This window comes from Albidovulum sp. (assembly GCF_041919395.1).
Classification (GTDB): domain Bacteria; phylum Pseudomonadota; class Alphaproteobacteria; order Rhodobacterales; family Rhodobacteraceae; genus Albidovulum.
Genome location: NZ_JAYRTX010000040.1, coordinates 1 through 18,410 on the forward strand (window position 1 = coordinate 1; position 18,410 = coordinate 18,410).

The window sequence follows — 18,410 nt, forward strand, 5'->3', positions numbered from 1 at the left end:
CGGATGCTGGAGGGCCCGCTGAAGGCGCTCGGCCGGGTCCGCCCGCCCGCGGGCCCGCCCTGGGACCTGCCGGGCCGCATGGGCGGTGGTCGGGGATGAGCCTGCCCGCAGCGATGCGCGCCGTCGAAATTTCCCGCCCCGGCGGGCCCGAGGTACTGCGAGTGACCGAGGTGCCGGTGCCGAAGCCCGGGCAGGGGCAGATCCTGATCGAGGTCGCCTATGCCGGCGTGAACCGCCCCGATGCCTTGCAGCGCGCGGGCGCCTACGCGCCGCCGCCCTCCGCCTCGCCCCTGCCGGGGCTTGAGGCGGCCGGAATCGTCGCGGCGCTCGGCCCCGGCGTGACGGACTGGGCCGTCGGTGACGCGGTGACGGCGCTGCTGCCCGGAGGGGGCTATGCCGAATACGCGGTCACCGCCGCCGCCCATGCGCTGCCGGTGCCGAAGGGCACCGGTCTGCGCGAGGCCGCATGCCTGCCTGAGACCTGCTTCACCGTCTGGTCCAATGTGGTGATGCGCGGCGGTCTGCGGGCGGGCGAAAGGTTCCTCGTCCACGGCGGCTCCTCGGGCATCGGCACGACGGCGATCCAGATCGCCGGTGCGCTCGGGGCACGTGTCTTCGCCACCGCAGGCTCAGCCGAGAAGTGCGCGGCCTGCGAGGCGCTCGGCGCGGAACGCGCGATCAACTACCGGGAGGAGGATTTCGTGGCGGTCCTGGCCGGGGAGGGGGGCGCGGATCTCATCCTGGACATGGTCGGCGGCGACTATATCGCGCGCAACCTCAAGACGCTGGCCGACGACGGGCGATTGGTGCAGATCGCCTTCCTGCAGGGGCCGAAGGCCGAGATCAACTTTGCCCCCCTGATGATGCGCCGCCAGACGATCACGGGTTCGACCCTGCGCCCGCAGAGCGATCTTGCCAAGGCGCGAATTGCCGAGGCGCTCCTGACCCATGTCTGGCCGATGATCGAGGCCGGACGACTGGCCCCGGTGATGGATTCGGAATTCCCGCTGGAGGCCGCGGCCGAGGCGCACCGGCGAATCGAAAGCTCGGGCCATATCGGCAAGATCGTGCTGAAGGTCGGCGGCTGAAGCCCTTCGCCGGCGCGACATCCTGGCGCAGGGTACGCTGGCGCAGCGCGCAAGTCGCGCGGTGGCCAGCGTTTCCCCGGTCGCCGTCGCCGCTGCGACATTTCGCGCTTCCTTCGTGCATCCCCGCCCTGTCCACGCTATGCTGCGATGCAGCAAAGTGCGCAGGAGAAGCCATGCCCGGGAAAGTGATCACCATCGCCCAGCAGAAGGGCGGCTCGGGCAAGACCACGCTGGCCGTCAACCTCGCGGCCGAATACCTCCGGCGCGGCATGACCGTTGCGCTTCTCGACACCGATCCGCAGGGCTCGCTCGGGCGTTGGTTCATGACCCGGCGCGAAAGGCTGGGCGAGGCGGGGCTGGAGTTCTCGACCTCCTCGGCCTGGGGCGTCTCATACGAATGCGAGAAGCTGAAGAAGACGGTCGATCTGGTTATCGTCGACACGCCGCCCAAGGTCGATGCCGATCTGCGGCCGGCGTTGCGCGAGGCCGACCTGGTGCTGATCCCCGTCGCCGCTTCGCATGTCGACCTCTGGGCGACGGATGGCGTCCTGGACCTGGCCGGGCGCGAACGGAAGGCGGCCTGGATCGTTCTCAACCGCACCCGCGCCGGCACGCGGCTCGGCGAGGAGGTGGCGGCTGCGGCGGCGGAACTCACGGCCGGCGTCGTGGAGGCGAAACTGGCTGCCCGCGTCGTCTATGCCGAGACGCTGGGCCAGGGGCTCGGCGCGGTGGAGGCCGGCCACCGTGCCGCCCGCGCCGAGGTCGCGGCGCTGGCCGAAGAGGTGATGCGGCTTCTGGACGCCTGAGCCTGTTTACAGTGCCGCGCCGCGGCGCGATAGTCACATGGCGCGCGCCTGTTGCGGAGGAGAGAGATGCCCGAGATTTCCAAGGATTTCAGCGGCCAGACCGTCATCACCACTTTCGAGATGACGCCGGGAACGGCGCACGACCTGATGGACGCGCTGAAGGAGGCCTACGAGAAGGTCATCCGCCACCAGCCCGGGTTCATCGGCGCGGGGCTGCACATGAACGACGCGCAGACCCGCATCGCCAACTACTCCCAGTGGCGCCGCCGCGAGGATTTCCAGGCGATGCTGCGCACCTCGGAGATGCGCGAGAGGAACCGCAAGATCGCGGAGCTTTGTTCGCGCTTCGAGCCGGTGATGTACGAGGTCGTGGATGTGGCACGGCCGGCCTGAGAGGCCGGCCGTCCGGTCTTGCCTGCAGTCGTGCGATCAGGCGCGGCGGCGGCGGCGCAGCGCCGCGAGAAGGCCGAGCCCGCCGAGCAGCATCGGCGCCCCGGCTGCAACCGGGATCGGCGATACACGCACGTTGTCCATGGCGAACTGGGTGTTCACGCTCGGGAAGGTGGTGTCGAGGAACGTGATCGACGAGAACGCGATCGTCGACTGGATGCCGAAGAAGGTCGTGCCGCCGGTGATTGTCGCTGCGTGGATGCCGTCGAGGAGGACGTTGGCGATCTCGCCCGCGGAGAGGTTCGCGAAGCTCGCCGCGAAGGCCGTGACACGGGTCGAGAAGACGAGCGTGGTGAACTGCCGCGCCGGATTCGTGCCGCCGCCGGCAATACCCTGAAGCCGGTTGTTGTTGAAGCTGTGGGAGCCGAGGATCTGCTGGATTGCGGTGCCGTTCAGCACGCCTCCGTCGAAGGTCTCCGACACCGTGGAGGGCGCGCCGAGCGCGGCGTCGTAGGACGCGAGGTTGCCGAAGGTGACGGTGGCGGCCTCGGCAGCCGGGGCTGCGAGCAGGGCCGCGGCGAGAGCGAGCGGGCGGATCATTGCGTGGTCCTTCTCTCTGTCCCGCGGATCTTCGCGGGTGGGTGAAATCGTTAATGTTGCTGGTTGGTTAACGATGGAATGCGGCAGATTCGGGGCAGCATTGCGGCCCTGCCGCGGCCTGTGCCGCGCACAAACCCGCCCGGTGTCACGGCGGGCGGGTTTGCGCGAGGCCGCGGCGCTTCCCATATAGCCGTCATCGCAAGCGACAGAGAGGCGACGATGCAGTGTCCGGTGGATGGAACCCAACTTCAGATGATGGACCGGCAGGGGGTGGAGATCGACTACTGCCCGAAATGCCGGGGGGTCTGGCTTGACCGGGGGGAGCTCGACAAGATCATCGACCGCTCGGCGCCTTCGGTTGCCCTGGCCGAACCGGCGGGCGAGGTGCAGCGTCGTCCCGAAGCCCCGCGCGAGGAGCCGCGGCGACGGGACGACAGGGGCGATTACCGCGACGATGACGACCGCTATAGCCACGGCCGGCCCTATCGCAAACGCAAGAGCTTCCTGAGCGAGATATTCGACTTCGACTGAGGGCGCTCACTCCGGCGGCGTGCAGGCATAGGCGGCGCCGCCTGGAAGGGTGCAGAGCCCGGTGAAATAGTCGTCGGGCAGGGGCGCATAGCTTCTGAGGCGCTTTGTTTCGTCCAGCCGGTCGAGATAGGCCGCGCAGCTCGACAGCCGGTAGGTCTCCACCCGCCAGGGCGAGGTGAACCAGGCCTCGAACGCGGCCGTGACGGCGTCCTCCGGCGAGGCTCCCTGCAGCACGCTGTCGGCGAAGACGGCGCCGATGTCGGCGTATTCCTTCAGCCGCGCGATGGCATCCCAGGCCTCGGGTTGGCCCGCGCCCTTCAGCTTCCAGGCGTAGTAGGTGGCCACCGCCTGCGCGTCGGCCTCGACCATGTAGGTGAAGCGCGTGACCTCCTTCAGGTCGAAATCGGTAGAGGGGCAGAAGCCGCGGCCGTACTGGTCGAGGTGGCGCAACTCGTGGATCAGGATCAACAGTCGTTCACCGAAATCGAGATCCGCGCTGAGTTCGATCAGGTTGCGGTCGACGTTGTAGGCGCCGCGGACGGTCGTCGGCCTATCCTCGATGCAAAGCGCGGTGCCGTTCCGGTGGAGAACCTCCAGGAGCGGGTCGGGAGCGGGGTCCAGCCGCTCGATCGCGTCGAGTAGGGCGAGCGCCGACCGCTGTGCCGGGGTCGCCGTCTGGTCGTAGGGAGGGACGAGGCAGAGCGTCGCCGCCTCCGGGTGCCACGCCGCCGGGTCGCCGCCCCAGGCAGCCGGCGCGAGGAAGGCGAGGAGGGCGGCGAAGCGGCGCATGGGGCAACACTAGCCGGCATCGGGGGCCGGACAAAGGCCGCTTTCGCGGCGAGCCGGCGGGCCTTGCGGCCGTCAGGGTCGTGCCGGGCCGAGATAGGCGAAGCGGTAGGCAAGCGCCACGCCGCCCGCGCCGCCGAGGATGTTTCCGAGCGTGACCCAGAAGAGGTTCGCCGCCGCCGCCGGCAGGTCCGCCGTCGCCCCCGCCGCCCAGCCCTGCGGGAAGAAGTACATGTTGGCGACGGAGTGTTCGAGGCCGAGGAGCACGAAGGCGCTGATCGGCCAGAGGATCGCCAGGATCTTCCCCGCCGCCGTCCGCGCCGCGAAGGTGAGCCAGACCGCGAGGCAGACAAGCGCGTTGCAGAGCACCCCGCGCATGAAGGCCTCGAACGGCGGCAGCGCGCCTTTCGCGGCCGCGATCTTCGCCGCCGTGGCGCCCATGGGGCCGTCGAGAAGGCCCGAAAGCCCGAATGCAAAGGCGAGCCCCGCCGCGCCCGCGAGGTTGCCGAGCCAGACGACCCCCCAGTTGCGCAACAGCTGCCGTGCCGTGATCCTGCGGTCCACCGCCGCCATGACCATGAGCGCGTTGCCGGTGAAGAGCTCCGCCCCGCCGACGATGACGAGGATCAGGCCGAGCGAGAAGACGACGCCGCCGAGCAGCCGCGCCGGACCATGGGCGAGGTCCGCCCCGGTCATCACCATGGTGTAGGCCGCCGCGCCGAAGCCGATGAAGGCGCCGGCAAGAACCGCGAGCACGAACATCTGCCCCGCAGGCAGGGCGGCCTTGGCCACGCCCGCGCTTTCGATCAGCCGGGCGATCTCGGCGGGGCGGTAGGCATCCGTGTGAGCGGGCATCTCGGTCATGGGGGCGAGGATAGCGGAAGCGGGGCGCCCGTCCAGAGGTGGAGGCAGGGTCGATGCTGCGCCGAAATCCTGAAAGGATTTCGGGTAGCGTTTTCTTTTCAAGAAAGCGCGGATCGCCCTATCGGGGCGGGGTGAGCCAGCGGATGGGCGCGCGGTTGCAGAAGATGACGAACTGGCCGGAATTCTCGGCGACCTGGTAGCCGCGCCGGTCGATCTCGGCCATGAAGCGCTCCATGCCCACGAAGCGTTCGATGTCCCGCGCCTTGCGGCGGATCACGGCACCCTCCTGCACCGCCTTGGAGGCGAAAAGGTCCTTCAACCAGACCTCGGGCGAGAGGGGGGAGTTCAGGTTCCGCATGGGCGGAGGATTGGCGCGGGACGGTTAAGGGCGGGTTGAGGAAGGAGTTTGCTTGTTCGGCAGTGGTGGATGAGCATGTGTCAATGTGGAGGTTCGCCCCCGCTACGGTCTGCTAAAGATTCTCAACCGCGATTGCGGCGATTGCTGTATCCATTAATTTCGCTTCGGACGAAGAGACAATTTCCAGATAGTCACAGATAGTCACTAAATTCCGTCTTGCGAAGTATCCTAGTATCGCATAGGAGGCATCAAACTGTACTAATACTTGACAAACCCAAATCGGCGAGGCAAAGAAACTCCGCTTGATCTTATATCCTTTGAATTCAAGAAATGTCTTTTCAGCCGAGTCAATTGTAGGAATAGCTTCGTGGTATTGCGCTTCAGTGCGATAGCTACGCACCAAATACTTTGCATCGTCCGCTTCAATCTTGATCATTGACCACAAATGACCATCCAATCCGATCCAACGACTGCGATCTACAAGTTCGGATACTGTACCATAGGCTTCAAAGCGTTCGGAGAATCTTCCCCAAATTCTACAGTCCTCAATAGTAGCATGTAGCTGTTTCATTCCTGTCTTACGTATCTACGATTCATCAAAGATCGATATCCAATTTTAGCCTACTAACGGTCGTCTCAGTGTCTTCCGTAAGTTCCATCAATGCCGCCACACCTGAGTTGCCCTCTTTCACGGCGTCGACTGCCTTTCTGACGTCGTCGGTTTCGACACGAAATAGAGCCACGGACTGCAATTCATCTTCCAGCGCCCTAAACGCTGCACGATTGTATCGCCGCCGTGCATCTCGCAGGTCGCCAAAGGATTTGAAGTCGGGTTCTTCACCGTAATCAATAATGCGCACTACGTACTGCATGTATTTACCCCCTCCTCCTCCCGCCCCGCTGTCCCGGTCGCCCGGCCGTCGACCTCCCCCGCGCCTTCACCGCCTCGCCGACCGCCTCCTCGACCGCCGATTGCCGCGCCAAAGGATCGTCCGACAGCACCAGATCGACCGCCTCCAGCCGCTTGACCTCGTCCCTGATCCGGGCGGCCTCCTCGAATTCCAGGTTCTCGGCCGCCTTGCGCATTGCCGTCCGCAAGCCGTCCAGATGCGCCTCGAGGTTGGCGCCGTGCATCGGGCGGTCGACCCTGGCCGTCACGCGGTTCATGTCGACGTCGCCCTTGTAGAGCCCGGCGAGGATGTCCTCGACGTTCTTCTTGATCGTCTGCGGGGTGATGCCGTGCGCCTCGTTATAGGCGATCTGCTTGTCGCGGCGCCGGTTGGTCTCGGCCAGCGCGCGCTCCATGCTGCCCGTCACCCGGTCGGCATACATGATGACCCTGCCTTCCGCGTTCCGCGCCGCCCGGCCGATGGTCTGGATCAGCGAGGTCTCGGAACGCAGGAAGCCTTCCTTGTCGGCATCCAGTATCGCCACCAGTCCGCATTCGGGGATGTCGAGCCCCTCGCGCAAAAGGTTGATGCCGACGAGCACGTCGAAGGCGCCGAGGCGGAGGTCGCGCAGGATCTCGATCCGTTCGATGGTATCGATGTCGGAATGCATGTAGCGGACCCGGATGCCCTGTTCGTGCATGTATTCGGTCAGGTCCTCGGCCATGCGCTTGGTGAGCGTGGTGACGAGGGTGCGGAAGCCCCTGGCGGCGACCTTGCGGACCTCGTCGAGAAGGTCGTCCACCTGCATCTCGACGGGGCGGATTTCGACCTGCGGGTCCAGAAGGCCGGTCGGGCGGATCACCTGTTCGGTGAAGACGCCGCCGGTCTGCTCCAGCTCCCACGCGGCGGGCGTGGCGGAGACGAAGACGCTCTGCGGGCGCATCGCATCCCATTCCTCGAACTTCAAGGGGCGGTTGTCCATGCAGGAGGGGAGCCGGAAGCCGTGTTCGGCCAGCGTGAACTTCCGCCGGAAGTCGCCCTTGTACATGCCGCCGATCTGCGGGACCGAGACGTGGGATTCGTCGGCGAAGACGATGGCGTGGTCGGGGATGAATTCGAAGAGGGTGGGCGGCGGTTCGCCGGGGGCGCGGCCGGTGAGGTAGCGGGAGTAATTCTCGATCCCGGCGCAGGAGCCGGTGGCCTCCAGCATCTCGAGATCGAAATTGGTGCGCTGTTCGAGGCGCTGGGCTTCGAGGAGCTTGCCTTCGTCCTGCAACTGCTTCAGCCGCTGGGCAAGCTCCACCCGGATGCCCTTGATCGCCTGCTGCAGGGTGGGGCGGGGGGTGACGTAGTGGCTGTTGGCATAGATGCGGATTTTCTCGAAGCTGTCGGTCTTCTGGCCGGTGAGCGGGTCGAACTCGGTGATGCCTTCGAGTTCCTCGCCGAAGAAGCTGAACTTCCAGGCGCGGTCCTCGAGATGGGCGGGCCAGACATCGACGGTGTCGCCCTTGACGCGGAAGGCGCCGCGCTGGAAGGCGGCATCGGCGCGGCGGTATTGCTGGGCGACCAGCTCGGACAGGAATTTCCGCTGCTCGTAGAGTTTGCCCACTTCCATGTCCTGGGTCATCGCCGAATAGGTCTCGACCGAGCCGATGCCGTAGATGCACGAAACCGAGGCGACGATGATCACGTCGTCGCGTTCCAGAAGCGCCCGGGTGGCCGAGTGGCGCATCCGGTCGATCTGTTCGTTGATCTGGCTTTCCTTCTCGATATAGGTGTCGGTCCGGGCGACATAGGCCTCGGGCTGGTAGTAGTCGTAGTAGCTGACGAAATACTCGACCGAGTTCTCCGGGAAGAAACCCTTGAACTCGCCGTAAAGCTGGGCGGCGAGCGTCTTGTTCGGGGCGAGGATGATCGCCGGGCGCTGGGTTTCCTCGATCACCTTGGCCATGGTGAAGGTCTTGCCGGTGCCGGTCGCGCCGAGAAGCACCTGGTCGCGCTCGCCCGCCTTCACGCCTTCGGCAAGTTCCACGATCGCGGTCGGCTGGTCGCCGGCCGGCTCGAAATCGGTCTTCATCACGAATCGCCGCCCGCCTTCCAGCTTCGGCCGGGTCAGGACGTCGGGCCGGGCGACAGGGGCGTTGGTGTTGTTGTGGGGCATGGGCCTCTCCTTCGGCCCCTAGATTGGTCCGTTTTTGTTCCGGTTCAAGCGCGATGCGGCGGCGCGGACGTTCCTGCCGAAGAAACGATGCCGGGGCGCGGGAGGAACTGTTCGCGTCGGCAGGAATATGCGCGATCCGGTCGTCTTTAAAACAACTTTTAGTTGTATTCGAGCAATCCGGCCCGTAAGAAGGGTGGGCAAGCAGCGCTGGCTGCCGGTCCTGGCCCTCACCCAGCCACCACCCACCCACGCTCCCTGAGCATGTGACCGGCAGTCAGCCCTGCTTGCCCGTTCGTTGATCGCGCGCCACCGGTGTCGGTGCGCCGGACCGGCCGGCAGGCCGCGACCGGCGTCCCGCGAGACGGATGAGCCGACGGAACGTCGGACATTCCAGATGCGAGGGGGCCGGGCAGTCTGCGACGTGCCGCAGCGCGTTGCGCAGGGTGGTCAGGCCGCGAATCTGAAGGTCCAGCGCGTCGGCCCGCGCATGGAAGTCGGCGCGGGGCAGGTCCGGCGCCCCATCGGACCCGAACATTCCCGCGATCTCGCCCAGCGAAAACCCCGCCGACTTGCCGAGCGCGATCAGCGAGAGTTGCAGCAGAACCTCTGGCCCGAACTGGCGCCGCAGGCCATGCCGGCCGAGCGACGATATGAGTCCGATTTCCTCGTAGTAGCGCAACGTCGAGGGCGGAACGCCGGACTGTTCCGCGACCGTGCCGATGTCCAGAAATTTCATGCTTGACCTCAAGTTGACTTGAAGTCGTAGCTTGCCTGTCCAGGATGATTCCCGCAACAGGAGACAGGAATGGACAAGGTACAGGAGACCCGAAAGACAGGGCCGGCGCGCGGCGTGATGGCTGGGTTGGCGTTGACCACGCTTCTTGGTGCCCTCGGCATCAGCGGCGCCAACATCGCGCTGCCGGACATCGCGGCGGACCTTGGCGCAAGCTTCGCCGGCGCCCAGTGGGTGACGATCGCCTACCTTCTGAGCGTGACGACGCTGGTCGTCGGGGCCGGACAACTGGGCGACCGCTTCGGCCACCGGCGGGTTCTGGGCGGGGGGATCGCGCTCTTCTCCCTCGCCTCGGTGGTTTGTGCCGCGGCGCCGACCCTGCCGGTCCTCGTCGCAGCGCGGGCGGCGCAGGGTGCGGGGGCGGCGGCGATGATGGCGCTGACCGTCGCGCTCGCCCGCGACACCGCACCGGAGGGCAAGGCCGGACGCGCCATCGGGATTCTCGGGTCGATGTCGGCGGTCGGGACCGCCCTCGGTCCGGCGCTCGGCGGTCTCCTGATCGGGGCGGCCGGCTGGCGGGCGGTCTTCGTCGTCTTGATGGCCGCAGGGGTGGTCGCGATGCTGACGGTGCGCCGGTTCCTGCCGGCGACCGGCACCGCGCGGCAAGTGCCGTCCTTCGACCGCGCCGGCATGGCGGTGCTCGCGCTGACGCTCGGCGCCTATGCGATGGCGCTCACGCTGGACGATGCCCGGGGCGCGCTGCGCGCGGCGCTCCTCCTTCTCGCGGTTGCGGGCGGCGCGCTCTTCCTGCGCGTCGAGGCGCGCGCGGAACGGCCGATGATCGCGCCGGCCGCGCTGCGCGATCCGGTGATGGCCGCGGGGCTCGCAATGAACGCGGTGGTAGCGGCGGTGATGATGGCGACGCTGGTTGTCGGGCCGTTCGTCCTGTCGCGCGGCCTCGGACTCGACCCGGGACACGTCGGCGCCGTGATGGCGGTGGGGCCGGTGCTCGCGGCCTTGAGCGGCCTTCCCGCCGGCCGGACCGTGGACCGCTTCGGCGCGGCGAGGATGGCTGTCGCCGGCATCGCCCTGATGGCTGCTGGCAGCATGGCCTTCGCGGTGCTGCCGGGCATCGCCGGCGTTGGCGGCTATGTTGCAGCGATGGCCATCCTGACGCCGGGATACCAGCTTTTCCTTGCGGCCAACACGACGGCGATCATGGCGGATGCAGGGCCCGACCGGAAGGGAACGGTCTCCGGGCTTCTCAACCTGTCGCGGAACCTCGGTCTGATCACCGGGGCAGCAGCGATGGGGGCGCTTTTCGCCCTGGCGGTCGGGACGCCCGACATCGGAGCCGCCCGCCCCGAGGCCGTCGTGCAGGGCCTCGCCGTGACCTTTGCCACCGCCACCGCCTGCCTCGCCGGGGCGATCGTCCTTGCGACCACCGGGGCGCTGCGGCCGCGCGAGGCCTGAGGGACATGCGCCGGCGCGGAAGTGGAGCCATCCCGTCCGCGAGCCTCTTGCGCGGACCGCCGTCATTCGGGATAAGGAGCCCGGACCATGACGGAGTTTGCCCATGCGTGCGCGCATCTACCAGCCATCCCGCAATGCGATGCAATCCGGGATGGCCAAGACCCGCCAGTGGATCCTGGAGTTCGCCCCGTCCGAGGAGCGCCAGGTCGATCCCCTGATGGGCTGGACCGGTTCGGGTGACACCCAGACCCAGGTCCGCCTTCGCTTCGAAAGCCGCGCGGAAGCCGAGGACTACGCCCGGGTACACGGGATCGACTACATCGTGACCGAACCGCACAAGCGCCAGCCGAACATCCGCCCGCGCGGTTATGGCGAGAACTTCGCCACCGATCGCCGCAGCCCCTGGACCCACTGATCCGGCATGGCCGGGAGCCTCACCACCGGACGCGGGGCGCAGGCAACGGCGCCCCGTTTGTCTTCCGGACGCCACGGGAAGATTTCATGATCCGATCGCTTACCGCTTTCGCACTGCTGTGCTCCACCGCCGTGCCCCTTTCCGCTGCGCCGGCAACGCCCGAGGGGGCGGCCGCGATCGACAGCGCGCTTGCCACCTATCTCGGTCGGGCGCCGGGCGTGATCGCCGTTGTCCCGGAGGGGGACAGCTACGCCGTGACACTCGATCCCGCGCCCTGGATTGCGCTGGCCGGTCAAGGCATCACGGCCGAGGTCTCGCCCTTCCACTTCCGGCTCACCGACAACGGCGACGGCACCTGGGCCGTGGCGCAGAACGAGCGTCTGTCGATCAGGCTCGACGTTCCCGGCAGGCTCACCTTCGAGGCTGCGGCGGAAGAGATGGCGATGGACTGCACCTTCGACACGGCGCTCATGGCCTGCCGCACTTCGGCGACGACGGCGAGCGGGGTCACCTCGCGCCAGACCCAGACGGAGCCGGACGGGACAGTGACCGAGGTGCACTACGACGTCGCTACCGTTTCGGCGGAGACTTCGGCCGAAGCCGCCGTAACAGGCAGCGGGGTCGACGCCGAGATGCGATACGCCGCGGAGGGCATTGCCGAGACGATCCGCGTCATGCCCGGCACGGGTGGCGGCGAAGCGATGCCGCTCAGCGCCGACATCACTGTCGCGGGCTATGCCGCCACAGCCGAGGGAAGGGCACTGCGGACCGAGGCGCTCTATGCGCTCCTCGCCTGGTTCGTCGCTCATCCCTCGGAAGCGGCGATCAAGGCGGATACCGACGGTTTGAAGGCGACGCTCCGCCGGGCGCTTCCGCTGTGGTCGTCGCTCTCGGGCAAGGGCGAGGCGCGTGACGTTGGCGTGACGACCCCCTTTGGCGCCGGCTCGGCCGAAAGCTTCGCCTTCGCCCTCGACATGAGCGGCGCTGTCTCCGACGGACATTTCCGCGAAAGTGCCACGGTCAAGGGGCTGAAGCTCCCGACCGAACTCATGCCGGCCTGGGTGCCGCCTCTTGTCCCGTTCGATGCGGCGATCGACGTCGCCGTCTCGGGCTTCGATCTCGCGGCACCGGCGGCGCTGCTTCTCGACGCGATCGGACCGGATTTCGAGCCGGGCGCGGACTTTGACGCGAAACTCCTCGCGGCGCTTCTGCCCGAGGGCAAGGTCACCATCACCCTTGCCCCGCAGGGAGTCCGGACGCCGACCTATGCGTTCGACTACGAGGGCGGTTTCGACGCGGGTCCCGGCCGGATGCCCGAGGGCCAGGTCACGGTTGGGGCGACGGGCATCGACGCCACGCTCGAGGCGCTGAACGCGGCGCCGGAGGATGTGCGGTCGGGTGCCGTTCCGGGCATCATGATGCTGCGCGGCATGGCGAAGCCCGCTGGCGTCGGCCGCTTCGTCTGGGACATCGAGATGACGGCCGACGGCAAAGTGCTGGTGAACGGCACCGACATGTCCGCGCTGGCGAAGATGCAATGAGCCCGCTGCCAGGGGGTAAGCCATGAGCCCGCCGGTCATCGCCCGCGCCGATCCCTGCGATCCCGAACTCGCGCTCCTGCACGAACGGCACACCGCCGACATGCACGCCGAAACCCCGCCGGAAAGCATCCACATGCTTTCGGCCGATGCACTGGCGCTTCCGGGGATCGATTTCTTCGTGATCCGAGAGGATGGCCGTCCTGTCGGCATGGGCGCGCTCAAGCGGATCGACCCGGGGCATGCCGAGATTAAGTCGATGCATGTGCTGGCCGAGGCGCGGGGGCGGGGGCTGTCGCGGTTCCTGCTCGACCATCTGATTGCCCACGCCCGGGCGGAAGGCTGCCGCCGGATCAGTCTCGAGACCGGCGCGGAGCCCATCTTCGCCCCGGCCCGTGCGCTCTACGCCCGGGCAGGCTTTGTCGAATGCGCGCCGTTCGAGGGCTATCGCGAGGATCCCCACAGCGTCTTCATGACGCTTGGCCTTGCCTGAAACCGCCGGCTGCCGCTAAAGGGGGCCATGCGGTCCCGTAGCTCAGCTGGATAGAGCAGCTGCCTTCTAAGCAGTAGGTCGGGGGTTCGAGTCCTCCCGGGATCGCCATCTCTCCCTCTCGCCGGCCGCAGAGACCGTCACGGGCGCCTCGAATCGCCCGCCGGGCTGAGTCGCGCGACCTGCGTCGCGACGGCCGGGCGCGGCGATCATGGCAGGACAGTGTCCACTTTGTGGCGGGATTTGGGCGGCCGGATGGAGGATTTTCCGGCCGGAGAGCCGTAATCGGCCGGCGGCGGATTCATTGTGCACGAACGTCAAAGGGGTCTTGTCCAACTAGACAGGTTTGTTGCGGGGGCGAACCGGCGCATAATTGCAGGCATAGAGTAACTGATTGTTCTTAAAGGGTTAGCGAGTGCGTTCGGTGCGTAAGAGTGCAGAGGTATTTCCCGAACTGGTCCCGCCCGATTCACATGATCGGGCGGGACCAAAGCTTTTGTCGGCCGTGATGGACGATATCGACCTCGGGCCGGTGCTGGCCTTCGTCCTCGGAGCGGCGGCCCTGCTGGTCCTTCTCGCGATCGCGACGTGATTGCCCGGGAATGAGCGGCCGGCACGATCCGGCGGCAGCTGACGACCCTCGGCCCGGCGTCGCGCCGGCAGCGCAATTCCCCCTCGTCACCACGGTCCCGGCGATCGGGTCCGGTCCATCTCAACCGCGCGCAAGGATCTCCTCGATCTCGGTCAGCGTCGGCATCGACGCTGCCGCTCCGGGCCTGGTGACCGAAATCGCGGCCGCCGCGCAGCCGAAACGGACCGCGTCCCGGGGTGCCATGCCGCGCGCGAGCGCAGCCGCGAAGGCGCCGTTGAAGGCATCGCCCGCGCCCGTCGTCTCGGCCACCGGACCGGCGTCGAAGGCCGGGACCAGCGTGCTTTCCGACCCGTCGTGATAGAGTGCGCCCTTCTCCCCGAGCGTCAGGATCACCGTGCCGGCGCCGGCACCGCGCAACGCCGCGGCGGCCGTCCGGGCCTCGTTGAGCGTGGTGACGGGCAGGCCGGTGAGAAGCTCCGCCTCGGACTCGTTCGGGGTGAGGTAGTCGCAGAGCGCCAGCGTCCCTTCGGGCAGGGGCGCGGCGGGGGCGGGGTTGAGGATGGTCCGCGCACCGCCCGCACGGGCGATCTGGAGCGCGCGGAGGGCGGCGTCAAGCGGCTGTTCGAGCTGGGTCATGAAGATGGAAGCGCCGGCGATGAGCGGCGCGCGAGCCTCGATGTCGGCGACCGAGATGCGGCCCGCCGCGCCTGGCGCGATGATGATGGCGTTGTCACCCGTCGCGGCTTCGATGAAGATGGAGGCCGCGCCGGTGTGGCTTTCGGCGTCTTCCGTCACGTCGGGCGTCACGCCTGCGGCGGCCCAGGTCGCGCGGGCCATTTCTGCAAAGGCGTCCCGGCCGAGGCGGGTGATGATGCGGGCCTCGCCCCCGGCCTTCGCCGCCCCTACGGCCTGGTTCGATCCCTTGCCACCGGGTCCCATCGCGAATCCGAGGCCCGGCAGCGTCTCTCCCATGCGCGGCTGGCGTGCGGCGCGGAAGGTGAGGTCGGCCATGAAGACGCCGAGGACCACGATGGCGCCCATCGTTCAGTCCTTTCTGGGGGCCCCGCCCTCGAAGAGGTTCGGGCGGCGGTAGTCGCAGGGCGCTTCCTGCATTTCGAGGTGCAGTTGCTCGCCGGTGTAGGGATGGGCGCGGGCGAGGTCCTCGTCGAAGTCGATGCCGAGGCCGGGTTCGGTCGGCACGATCACGTAGCCGTCGTCCCAGCGGATCGAATTGCGGACCAGCTTCAGGTGGAAGGCGCCGCCGGTCTCGATCGTCTCGACCATGAGGAGGTTCGGGATCGAAGCGCCGAGATGGATGTTGGCCGCCCACTCGACCGGCCCGGCGTAGAGATGGGGTGCGACCTGCGCTGTGAAGGCTTCGGCGATGACGGCGATCTTCTTGCCCTCCCAGATGCCGCCCGCGCGGCCGAGGGCCGGCTGGAGGATGCGGGCACCGCCGGTCCTGAGCACGGTGGCAAACTCCGCCTTGGTGGTGAAGCGCTCGCCCGTGGCTACCGGAATCCGCACCGCCTTCTGCACCTCGGCGAAGTCGAGGAGGTTGTCGGGCGGGATCGGCTCCTCGTACCACAAGGGGCCATAGGGTTCGATCGCCTGGGCGAGCCTTACGGCGCCCGCGACGTTGAACTGGCCGTGGGTGCCGAAAAGGAGGTCGGCCCGGTCGCCCACCGCCTCGCGGATCGCCCGGCAGAAGGCGACCGAACGGGTGATGTCCGATTGGCTTGGGTCGTGCCCGCCGCGGATCGTGTAGGGGCCGGCGGGGTCGAATTTCACCGCGGTGAAGCCCATACCGACGAAACGCGCCGCGGCTTCTGCCGCCATGTCGGGGCAGACCCAGAATGCGGCGCTCTCCTTTCCGGGCTCGGGATATAGGTAGGTGTAGGAGCGGAGCCTTTCATTCATGAGCCCGCCGAGAAGCGCCCAGACCGGGCGGCCCCTCGCCTTGCCGAGAATGTCCCAGCACGCGATCTCCAGTCCCGAGAAGGCGCCCATGACGGTGGGGTCTGGACGCTGGGTGAAGCCCGACGAAAAAGCGCGGCGGAACATCAGCTCGATCTCTTCGGGGCTGGTGCCGGCCATGTGTCGGCAGAAGACATCCTCGATGACCGCCGCCATCGCCTTCGGGCCTACGGTCGAGGCATAGCATTCGCCATAGCCCGCGATCCCGTCGTCGGTGGTGAGCTTGACGAAGAGCCAGTAGCGCCCGCCCCAGCCGGGGGCAGGGGGAGCCACGGTGAAGATTTCGAGATCCTTGAGCCGCATGGGTCCTCCCCGCCGCCGGGGGCAGACCGACCCGGCACGCCCGAAGGTATTGCGGCCGGGCTGAAAGGGGAAGTGTCTCAGAACACGATGACGTTGCGCCGTGCCGCGCCCGAGCGGGTGTCGTCGATGGCCGCGTTGATCTCGTCGAGCGGCCAGCGGCCGGAGATGAGGGCGTCGAGCTTCAGCCGGCCCTGGCCGCAGAGGTCGGAGATCCAGGGGATGTCGCGGGCCAGCACGGTGTCGCCCATGAAGGAGCCGAGAATCCGCTGGCCGGTCGCGGCGAGGATCACCGGTTCCCATGCGGATCGCTGCCCGGAATGCGGCATCCCGACCGCGACGAGGCGCCCGCCTGGGGCGAGATAGCGCGGGGCGGCGTCGTAGGCCGGGATCGCGCCGACCGTCACGAGGACGGCGTCGGCGCCGCGGCCGGCGATCCGCTTCGCCGCGGCCCAGGGCTTCGGATCGGTGGCGAGGACGCCATCGGTGGCGCCGAAATCGCGCGCGGCGGCGAGTTTCTCCCCCGTCATGTCCACCGCGATGATCCGGGCGGCACCGGCGAGGCGCGCGCCCTGGATGGCGTTGAGGCCCACGCCACCCGCGCCGATGACGACGACGACCTCGCCGGGGCGGATTGCGGCGGTGTTGACGGCGGCGCCGAGGCCGGTGATGACGCCGCAGGAGAGAAGCGAGGCCGCGTCGAGCGGGATCGCGGCCGGCAGCGGTGCGAGCTGGCTCGCGTGGACGACGACGCGCTCGGCAAAGGCGGCGCAGTTGAGCCCCTGGGCGACGGGGCGGCCATCGCGAAGGGCAAGCACCGGCGGCAACGCCGGCGGCGCGGTGCAGAGCGTGGGGCGGCCGGATGCGCAGGCGGCGCAGGTGCCGCAGGAGCGGATGAGCGTCACGAGGACCGGGTCGCCCTCGGCATGGGCGGTGACGCCGGGGCCGGTGCGGCTGACGTGGCCGGCGGCCTCGTGGCCGTAAACCGCCGGCAGATCGCCGCCCCATCCGCCGTCGATGTAGGTGATGTCGGAATGGCAGATCGCGCAGGCGGCAAGCGTCACCTCGACCTCGCCGCGGCCCGGCGCGCGCAGGTGCACGGTCTCGATGCGGAGCGGTTCACCGAAGGTGTGGCAGACGGCGGCGCGGAGCTCTTTCATGGCGTCTCCTGCGGGCGCGGCGCGGTGGGGTGGCGCCGGCCGGCGGGGGCGACGAGCAGGACCACCGCTGCCGCCATGAGAAGACCGGAGAGCAGGAAGGGCGCGCCGGGCTGGTAAAAGCTCGTCCCGGGCCGCGTGAAGGCCCAGAAGACGGACGTCATCACCATTGGCGCGAGGCCCATCCCGACGGCCTGGACGGCGGCGAGAACGCCCTGAAGCTCGCCCTGCTGGTCGTCGGGCGTGGCGTTCGACATGAGCCCGGAAAGCGCCGGCCCGGCGATTCCGGCGATGGCCGCGACCGGCGTGAAGGCGAGTGCCCAGAAGCCCGAGGTGACGACGCCGTAAAAGCCGAAGCTGAGGGTTTCGAGCGCCATGCCATAGCCCGCCGTCCGGCGTTCGCCGAAGGCCCTGGTGGCCGGGGCGACCAGGAACCCCTGCACGACGACCATGCAGATGCCGAAGGCCGCGAGCGAGAGGCCGTTCCACCATGCGTTCCAGCCGAAGCGTTCGGTGCCGAAGAAGGCCCAGACCGAGGGGTAGGACTGGAAGGCGAGGGTGTAGAGGAACATGATCGCCAGCATCCGCCCGAGACCCGGCAGATTGCCGATGGCGCGGAACGCGGCGAAGGGGTTGGCGCGGGCGAGGCTGAAGGGACGGCGCTTGTCGGCGCCGAGGCTCTCGGGCAGAACCCAGAAGCCGAAGACCGCGTTCAGCGCGGCGACGGCCGCCGCCGTCCAGAAGGGCACGCGCGTGCCCCATTCGGCGGCGATCCCGCCGACGAGGGGCCCGGCGACGAAGCCCGCGCCGAAGGCCGCTCCGATCAGCCCGAAGTTCTTCGCCCGCGCCCCCGGCGCGGAAATGTCCGCCACGTAGGCGGCCGCGGTGGCGTAGGTCGCCGCCGCCGCGCCGGCGATGAGCCGGCCGAGGAGGAGGAGCCAGACCGACTGCGCGACGGCCATGATCGCGTAGTCGAGCGCCATGACCATGAGCGCGATGAGCATCACCGGGCGCCGCCCGTAGCGGTCCGAGAGGTTGCCGACGATCGGGCCGCAGAGGAACTGCATGGCGGCGAAGGAGGTGGCGAGGAGCCCGCCCCAGAGCGAGGCCGAGGCAAGATCGGCCCCCGTCACCTCGCGCATGAGGTCGGGCATGACCGGGAAGATGATGCCGATCCCGATGGAATCGATCATCACCGTCACGAGGATGAACACAAGGGCGAGGCGGTTCTGCATGGGGTTCCGGGCCGGCGCGGATGGGG

Annotated in this window: 21 protein-coding genes and 1 tRNA gene; 10 read left to right on the forward strand and 12 right to left on the reverse strand. The window is 68.2% G+C overall.

Features of this window, described 5'->3' with window-relative positions; all coding sequences use genetic code 11:
• The first annotated feature begins 95 nt into the window (after window positions 1-95).
• The 3 genes from ACMUOO_RS08645 (at window position 96) to ACMUOO_RS08655 (ending at window position 2,287) form a co-directional block, all read left to right on the forward strand.
• Window positions 96-1,088, forward strand: coding sequence for an NAD(P)H-quinone oxidoreductase (locus tag ACMUOO_RS08645; protein ID WP_301920508.1), 993 nt, complete (start codon window positions 96-98; stop codon window positions 1,086-1,088).
• A 173-nt stretch (window positions 1,089-1,261) separates the two neighbouring features.
• Window positions 1,262-1,894, forward strand: a complete 633-nt coding sequence (gene parA / locus ACMUOO_RS08650; RefSeq protein ID WP_301920509.1) for a ParA family partition ATPase — start codon at window positions 1,262-1,264, stop codon at window positions 1,892-1,894.
• Between the two features lie 66 nt (window positions 1,895-1,960).
• A complete protein-coding gene (locus ACMUOO_RS08655; protein WP_301920510.1) occupies window positions 1,961-2,287 on the forward strand; it encodes an antibiotic biosynthesis monooxygenase family protein in 327 nt (108 codons plus the stop codon).
• A 36-nt stretch (window positions 2,288-2,323) separates the two neighbouring features.
• Here the strand turns inward: ACMUOO_RS08655 and ACMUOO_RS08660 are convergent, their stop codons facing one another.
• A complete protein-coding gene (locus tag ACMUOO_RS08660; RefSeq protein ID WP_301920511.1) occupies window positions 2,324-2,884 on the reverse strand; it encodes a hypothetical protein in 561 nt (186 codons plus the stop codon).
• 219 nt (window positions 2,885-3,103) lie between these two features.
• Between ACMUOO_RS08660 and ACMUOO_RS08665 the strand changes: the two genes are divergently transcribed.
• Window positions 3,104-3,415 carry a zf-TFIIB domain-containing protein gene (locus ACMUOO_RS08665; RefSeq protein WP_301920512.1) on the forward strand — a complete coding sequence of 104 codons (312 nt, stop codon included), beginning with the start codon at window positions 3,104-3,106 and terminating at the stop codon, window positions 3,413-3,415.
• 6 nt (window positions 3,416-3,421) lie between these two features.
• Here the strand turns inward: ACMUOO_RS08665 and ACMUOO_RS08670 are convergent, their stop codons facing one another.
• From ACMUOO_RS08670 to ACMUOO_RS08700, 7 genes are all read right to left on the reverse strand, one after another.
• Complete coding sequence (locus ACMUOO_RS08670) at window positions 3,422-4,204, reverse strand: DUF6782 family putative metallopeptidase (protein ID WP_413855024.1); 783 nt, start codon at window positions 4,202-4,204, stop codon at window positions 3,422-3,424.
• Between the two features lie 72 nt (window positions 4,205-4,276).
• Complete coding sequence (locus ACMUOO_RS08675; protein WP_413855025.1) at window positions 4,277-5,056, reverse strand: formate/nitrite transporter family protein; 780 nt, start codon at window positions 5,054-5,056, stop codon at window positions 4,277-4,279.
• Between the two features lie 127 nt (window positions 5,057-5,183).
• Window positions 5,184-5,423, reverse strand: a complete 240-nt coding sequence (locus tag ACMUOO_RS08680) for an aspartate aminotransferase (RefSeq protein ID WP_301920515.1) — start codon at window positions 5,421-5,423, stop codon at window positions 5,184-5,186.
• Window positions 5,424-5,535: 112 nt separating this feature from the next.
• Window positions 5,536-5,994, reverse strand: coding sequence for a hypothetical protein (locus ACMUOO_RS08685; RefSeq protein ID WP_413855027.1), 459 nt, complete (start codon window positions 5,992-5,994; stop codon window positions 5,536-5,538).
• A gap of 25 nt (window positions 5,995-6,019) precedes the next feature.
• Window positions 6,020-6,295: a hypothetical protein gene (locus tag ACMUOO_RS08690; protein WP_301920517.1), complete on the reverse strand. Its 276-nt coding sequence runs from the start codon at window positions 6,293-6,295 to the stop codon at window positions 6,020-6,022.
• A 4-nt stretch (window positions 6,296-6,299) separates the two neighbouring features.
• Window positions 6,300-8,474, reverse strand: a complete 2,175-nt coding sequence (uvrB, locus tag ACMUOO_RS08695; protein ID WP_301920518.1) for an excinuclease ABC subunit UvrB — start codon at window positions 8,472-8,474, stop codon at window positions 6,300-6,302.
• Window positions 8,475-8,748: 274 nt separating this feature from the next.
• Window positions 8,749-9,210 carry a helix-turn-helix domain-containing protein gene (locus ACMUOO_RS08700; RefSeq protein ID WP_301920519.1) on the reverse strand — a complete coding sequence of 154 codons (462 nt, stop codon included), beginning with the start codon at window positions 9,208-9,210 and terminating at the stop codon, window positions 8,749-8,751.
• A 69-nt stretch (window positions 9,211-9,279) separates the two neighbouring features.
• Between ACMUOO_RS08700 and ACMUOO_RS08705 the strand changes: the two genes are divergently transcribed.
• The 6 genes from ACMUOO_RS08705 (at window position 9,280) to ACMUOO_RS08730 (ending at window position 13,715) form a co-directional block, all read left to right on the forward strand.
• A complete protein-coding gene (locus ACMUOO_RS08705) occupies window positions 9,280-10,680 on the forward strand; it encodes an MFS transporter (protein ID WP_301920520.1) in 1,401 nt (466 codons plus the stop codon).
• Window positions 10,681-10,783: 103 nt separating this feature from the next.
• Entirely contained in the window at window positions 10,784-11,095 is a 312-nt protein-coding gene (locus ACMUOO_RS08710) for an ETC complex I subunit (RefSeq protein WP_301920521.1), read from the forward strand.
• A gap of 86 nt (window positions 11,096-11,181) precedes the next feature.
• Complete coding sequence (locus ACMUOO_RS08715) at window positions 11,182-12,636, forward strand: hypothetical protein (RefSeq protein WP_301920522.1); 1,455 nt, start codon at window positions 11,182-11,184, stop codon at window positions 12,634-12,636.
• Between the two features lie 22 nt (window positions 12,637-12,658).
• The gene (locus ACMUOO_RS08720; protein ID WP_301920523.1) at window positions 12,659-13,126 is read left to right on the forward strand and encodes a GNAT family N-acetyltransferase; all 468 of its coding nucleotides are present in this window, start codon (window positions 12,659-12,661) and stop codon (window positions 13,124-13,126) included.
• 31 nt (window positions 13,127-13,157) lie between these two features.
• Window positions 13,158-13,234, forward strand: a tRNA-Arg gene (locus ACMUOO_RS08725).
• Window positions 13,235-13,547: 313 nt separating this feature from the next.
• Complete coding sequence (locus tag ACMUOO_RS08730) at window positions 13,548-13,715, forward strand: hypothetical protein (RefSeq protein ID WP_301920524.1); 168 nt, start codon at window positions 13,548-13,550, stop codon at window positions 13,713-13,715.
• A 120-nt stretch (window positions 13,716-13,835) separates the two neighbouring features.
• Here the strand turns inward: ACMUOO_RS08730 and rbsK are convergent, their stop codons facing one another.
• The 4 genes from rbsK to ACMUOO_RS08750 all read right to left on the reverse strand — a co-directional run bounded on the left by rbsK (window position 13,836) and on the right by ACMUOO_RS08750 (window position 18,384).
• The gene (gene rbsK / locus ACMUOO_RS08735; protein WP_301920525.1) at window positions 13,836-14,756 is read right to left on the reverse strand and encodes a ribokinase; all 921 of its coding nucleotides are present in this window, start codon (window positions 14,754-14,756) and stop codon (window positions 13,836-13,838) included.
• A gap of 3 nt (window positions 14,757-14,759) precedes the next feature.
• Window positions 14,760-15,995, reverse strand: coding sequence for a mandelate racemase/muconate lactonizing enzyme family protein (locus ACMUOO_RS08740; RefSeq protein ID WP_301920526.1), 1,236 nt, complete (start codon window positions 15,993-15,995; stop codon window positions 14,760-14,762).
• A 77-nt stretch (window positions 15,996-16,072) separates the two neighbouring features.
• Window positions 16,073-17,152 carry a zinc-binding dehydrogenase gene (locus ACMUOO_RS08745; RefSeq protein WP_301920527.1) on the reverse strand — a complete coding sequence of 360 codons (1,080 nt, stop codon included), beginning with the start codon at window positions 17,150-17,152 and terminating at the stop codon, window positions 16,073-16,075.
• A complete protein-coding gene (locus ACMUOO_RS08750) occupies window positions 17,149-18,384 on the reverse strand; it encodes an MFS transporter (protein ID WP_301920528.1) in 1,236 nt (411 codons plus the stop codon). Before ACMUOO_RS08750 ends, ACMUOO_RS08745 begins: the two co-directional genes overlap by 4 nt.
• Window positions 18,385-18,410: the final 26 nt, after the last annotated feature.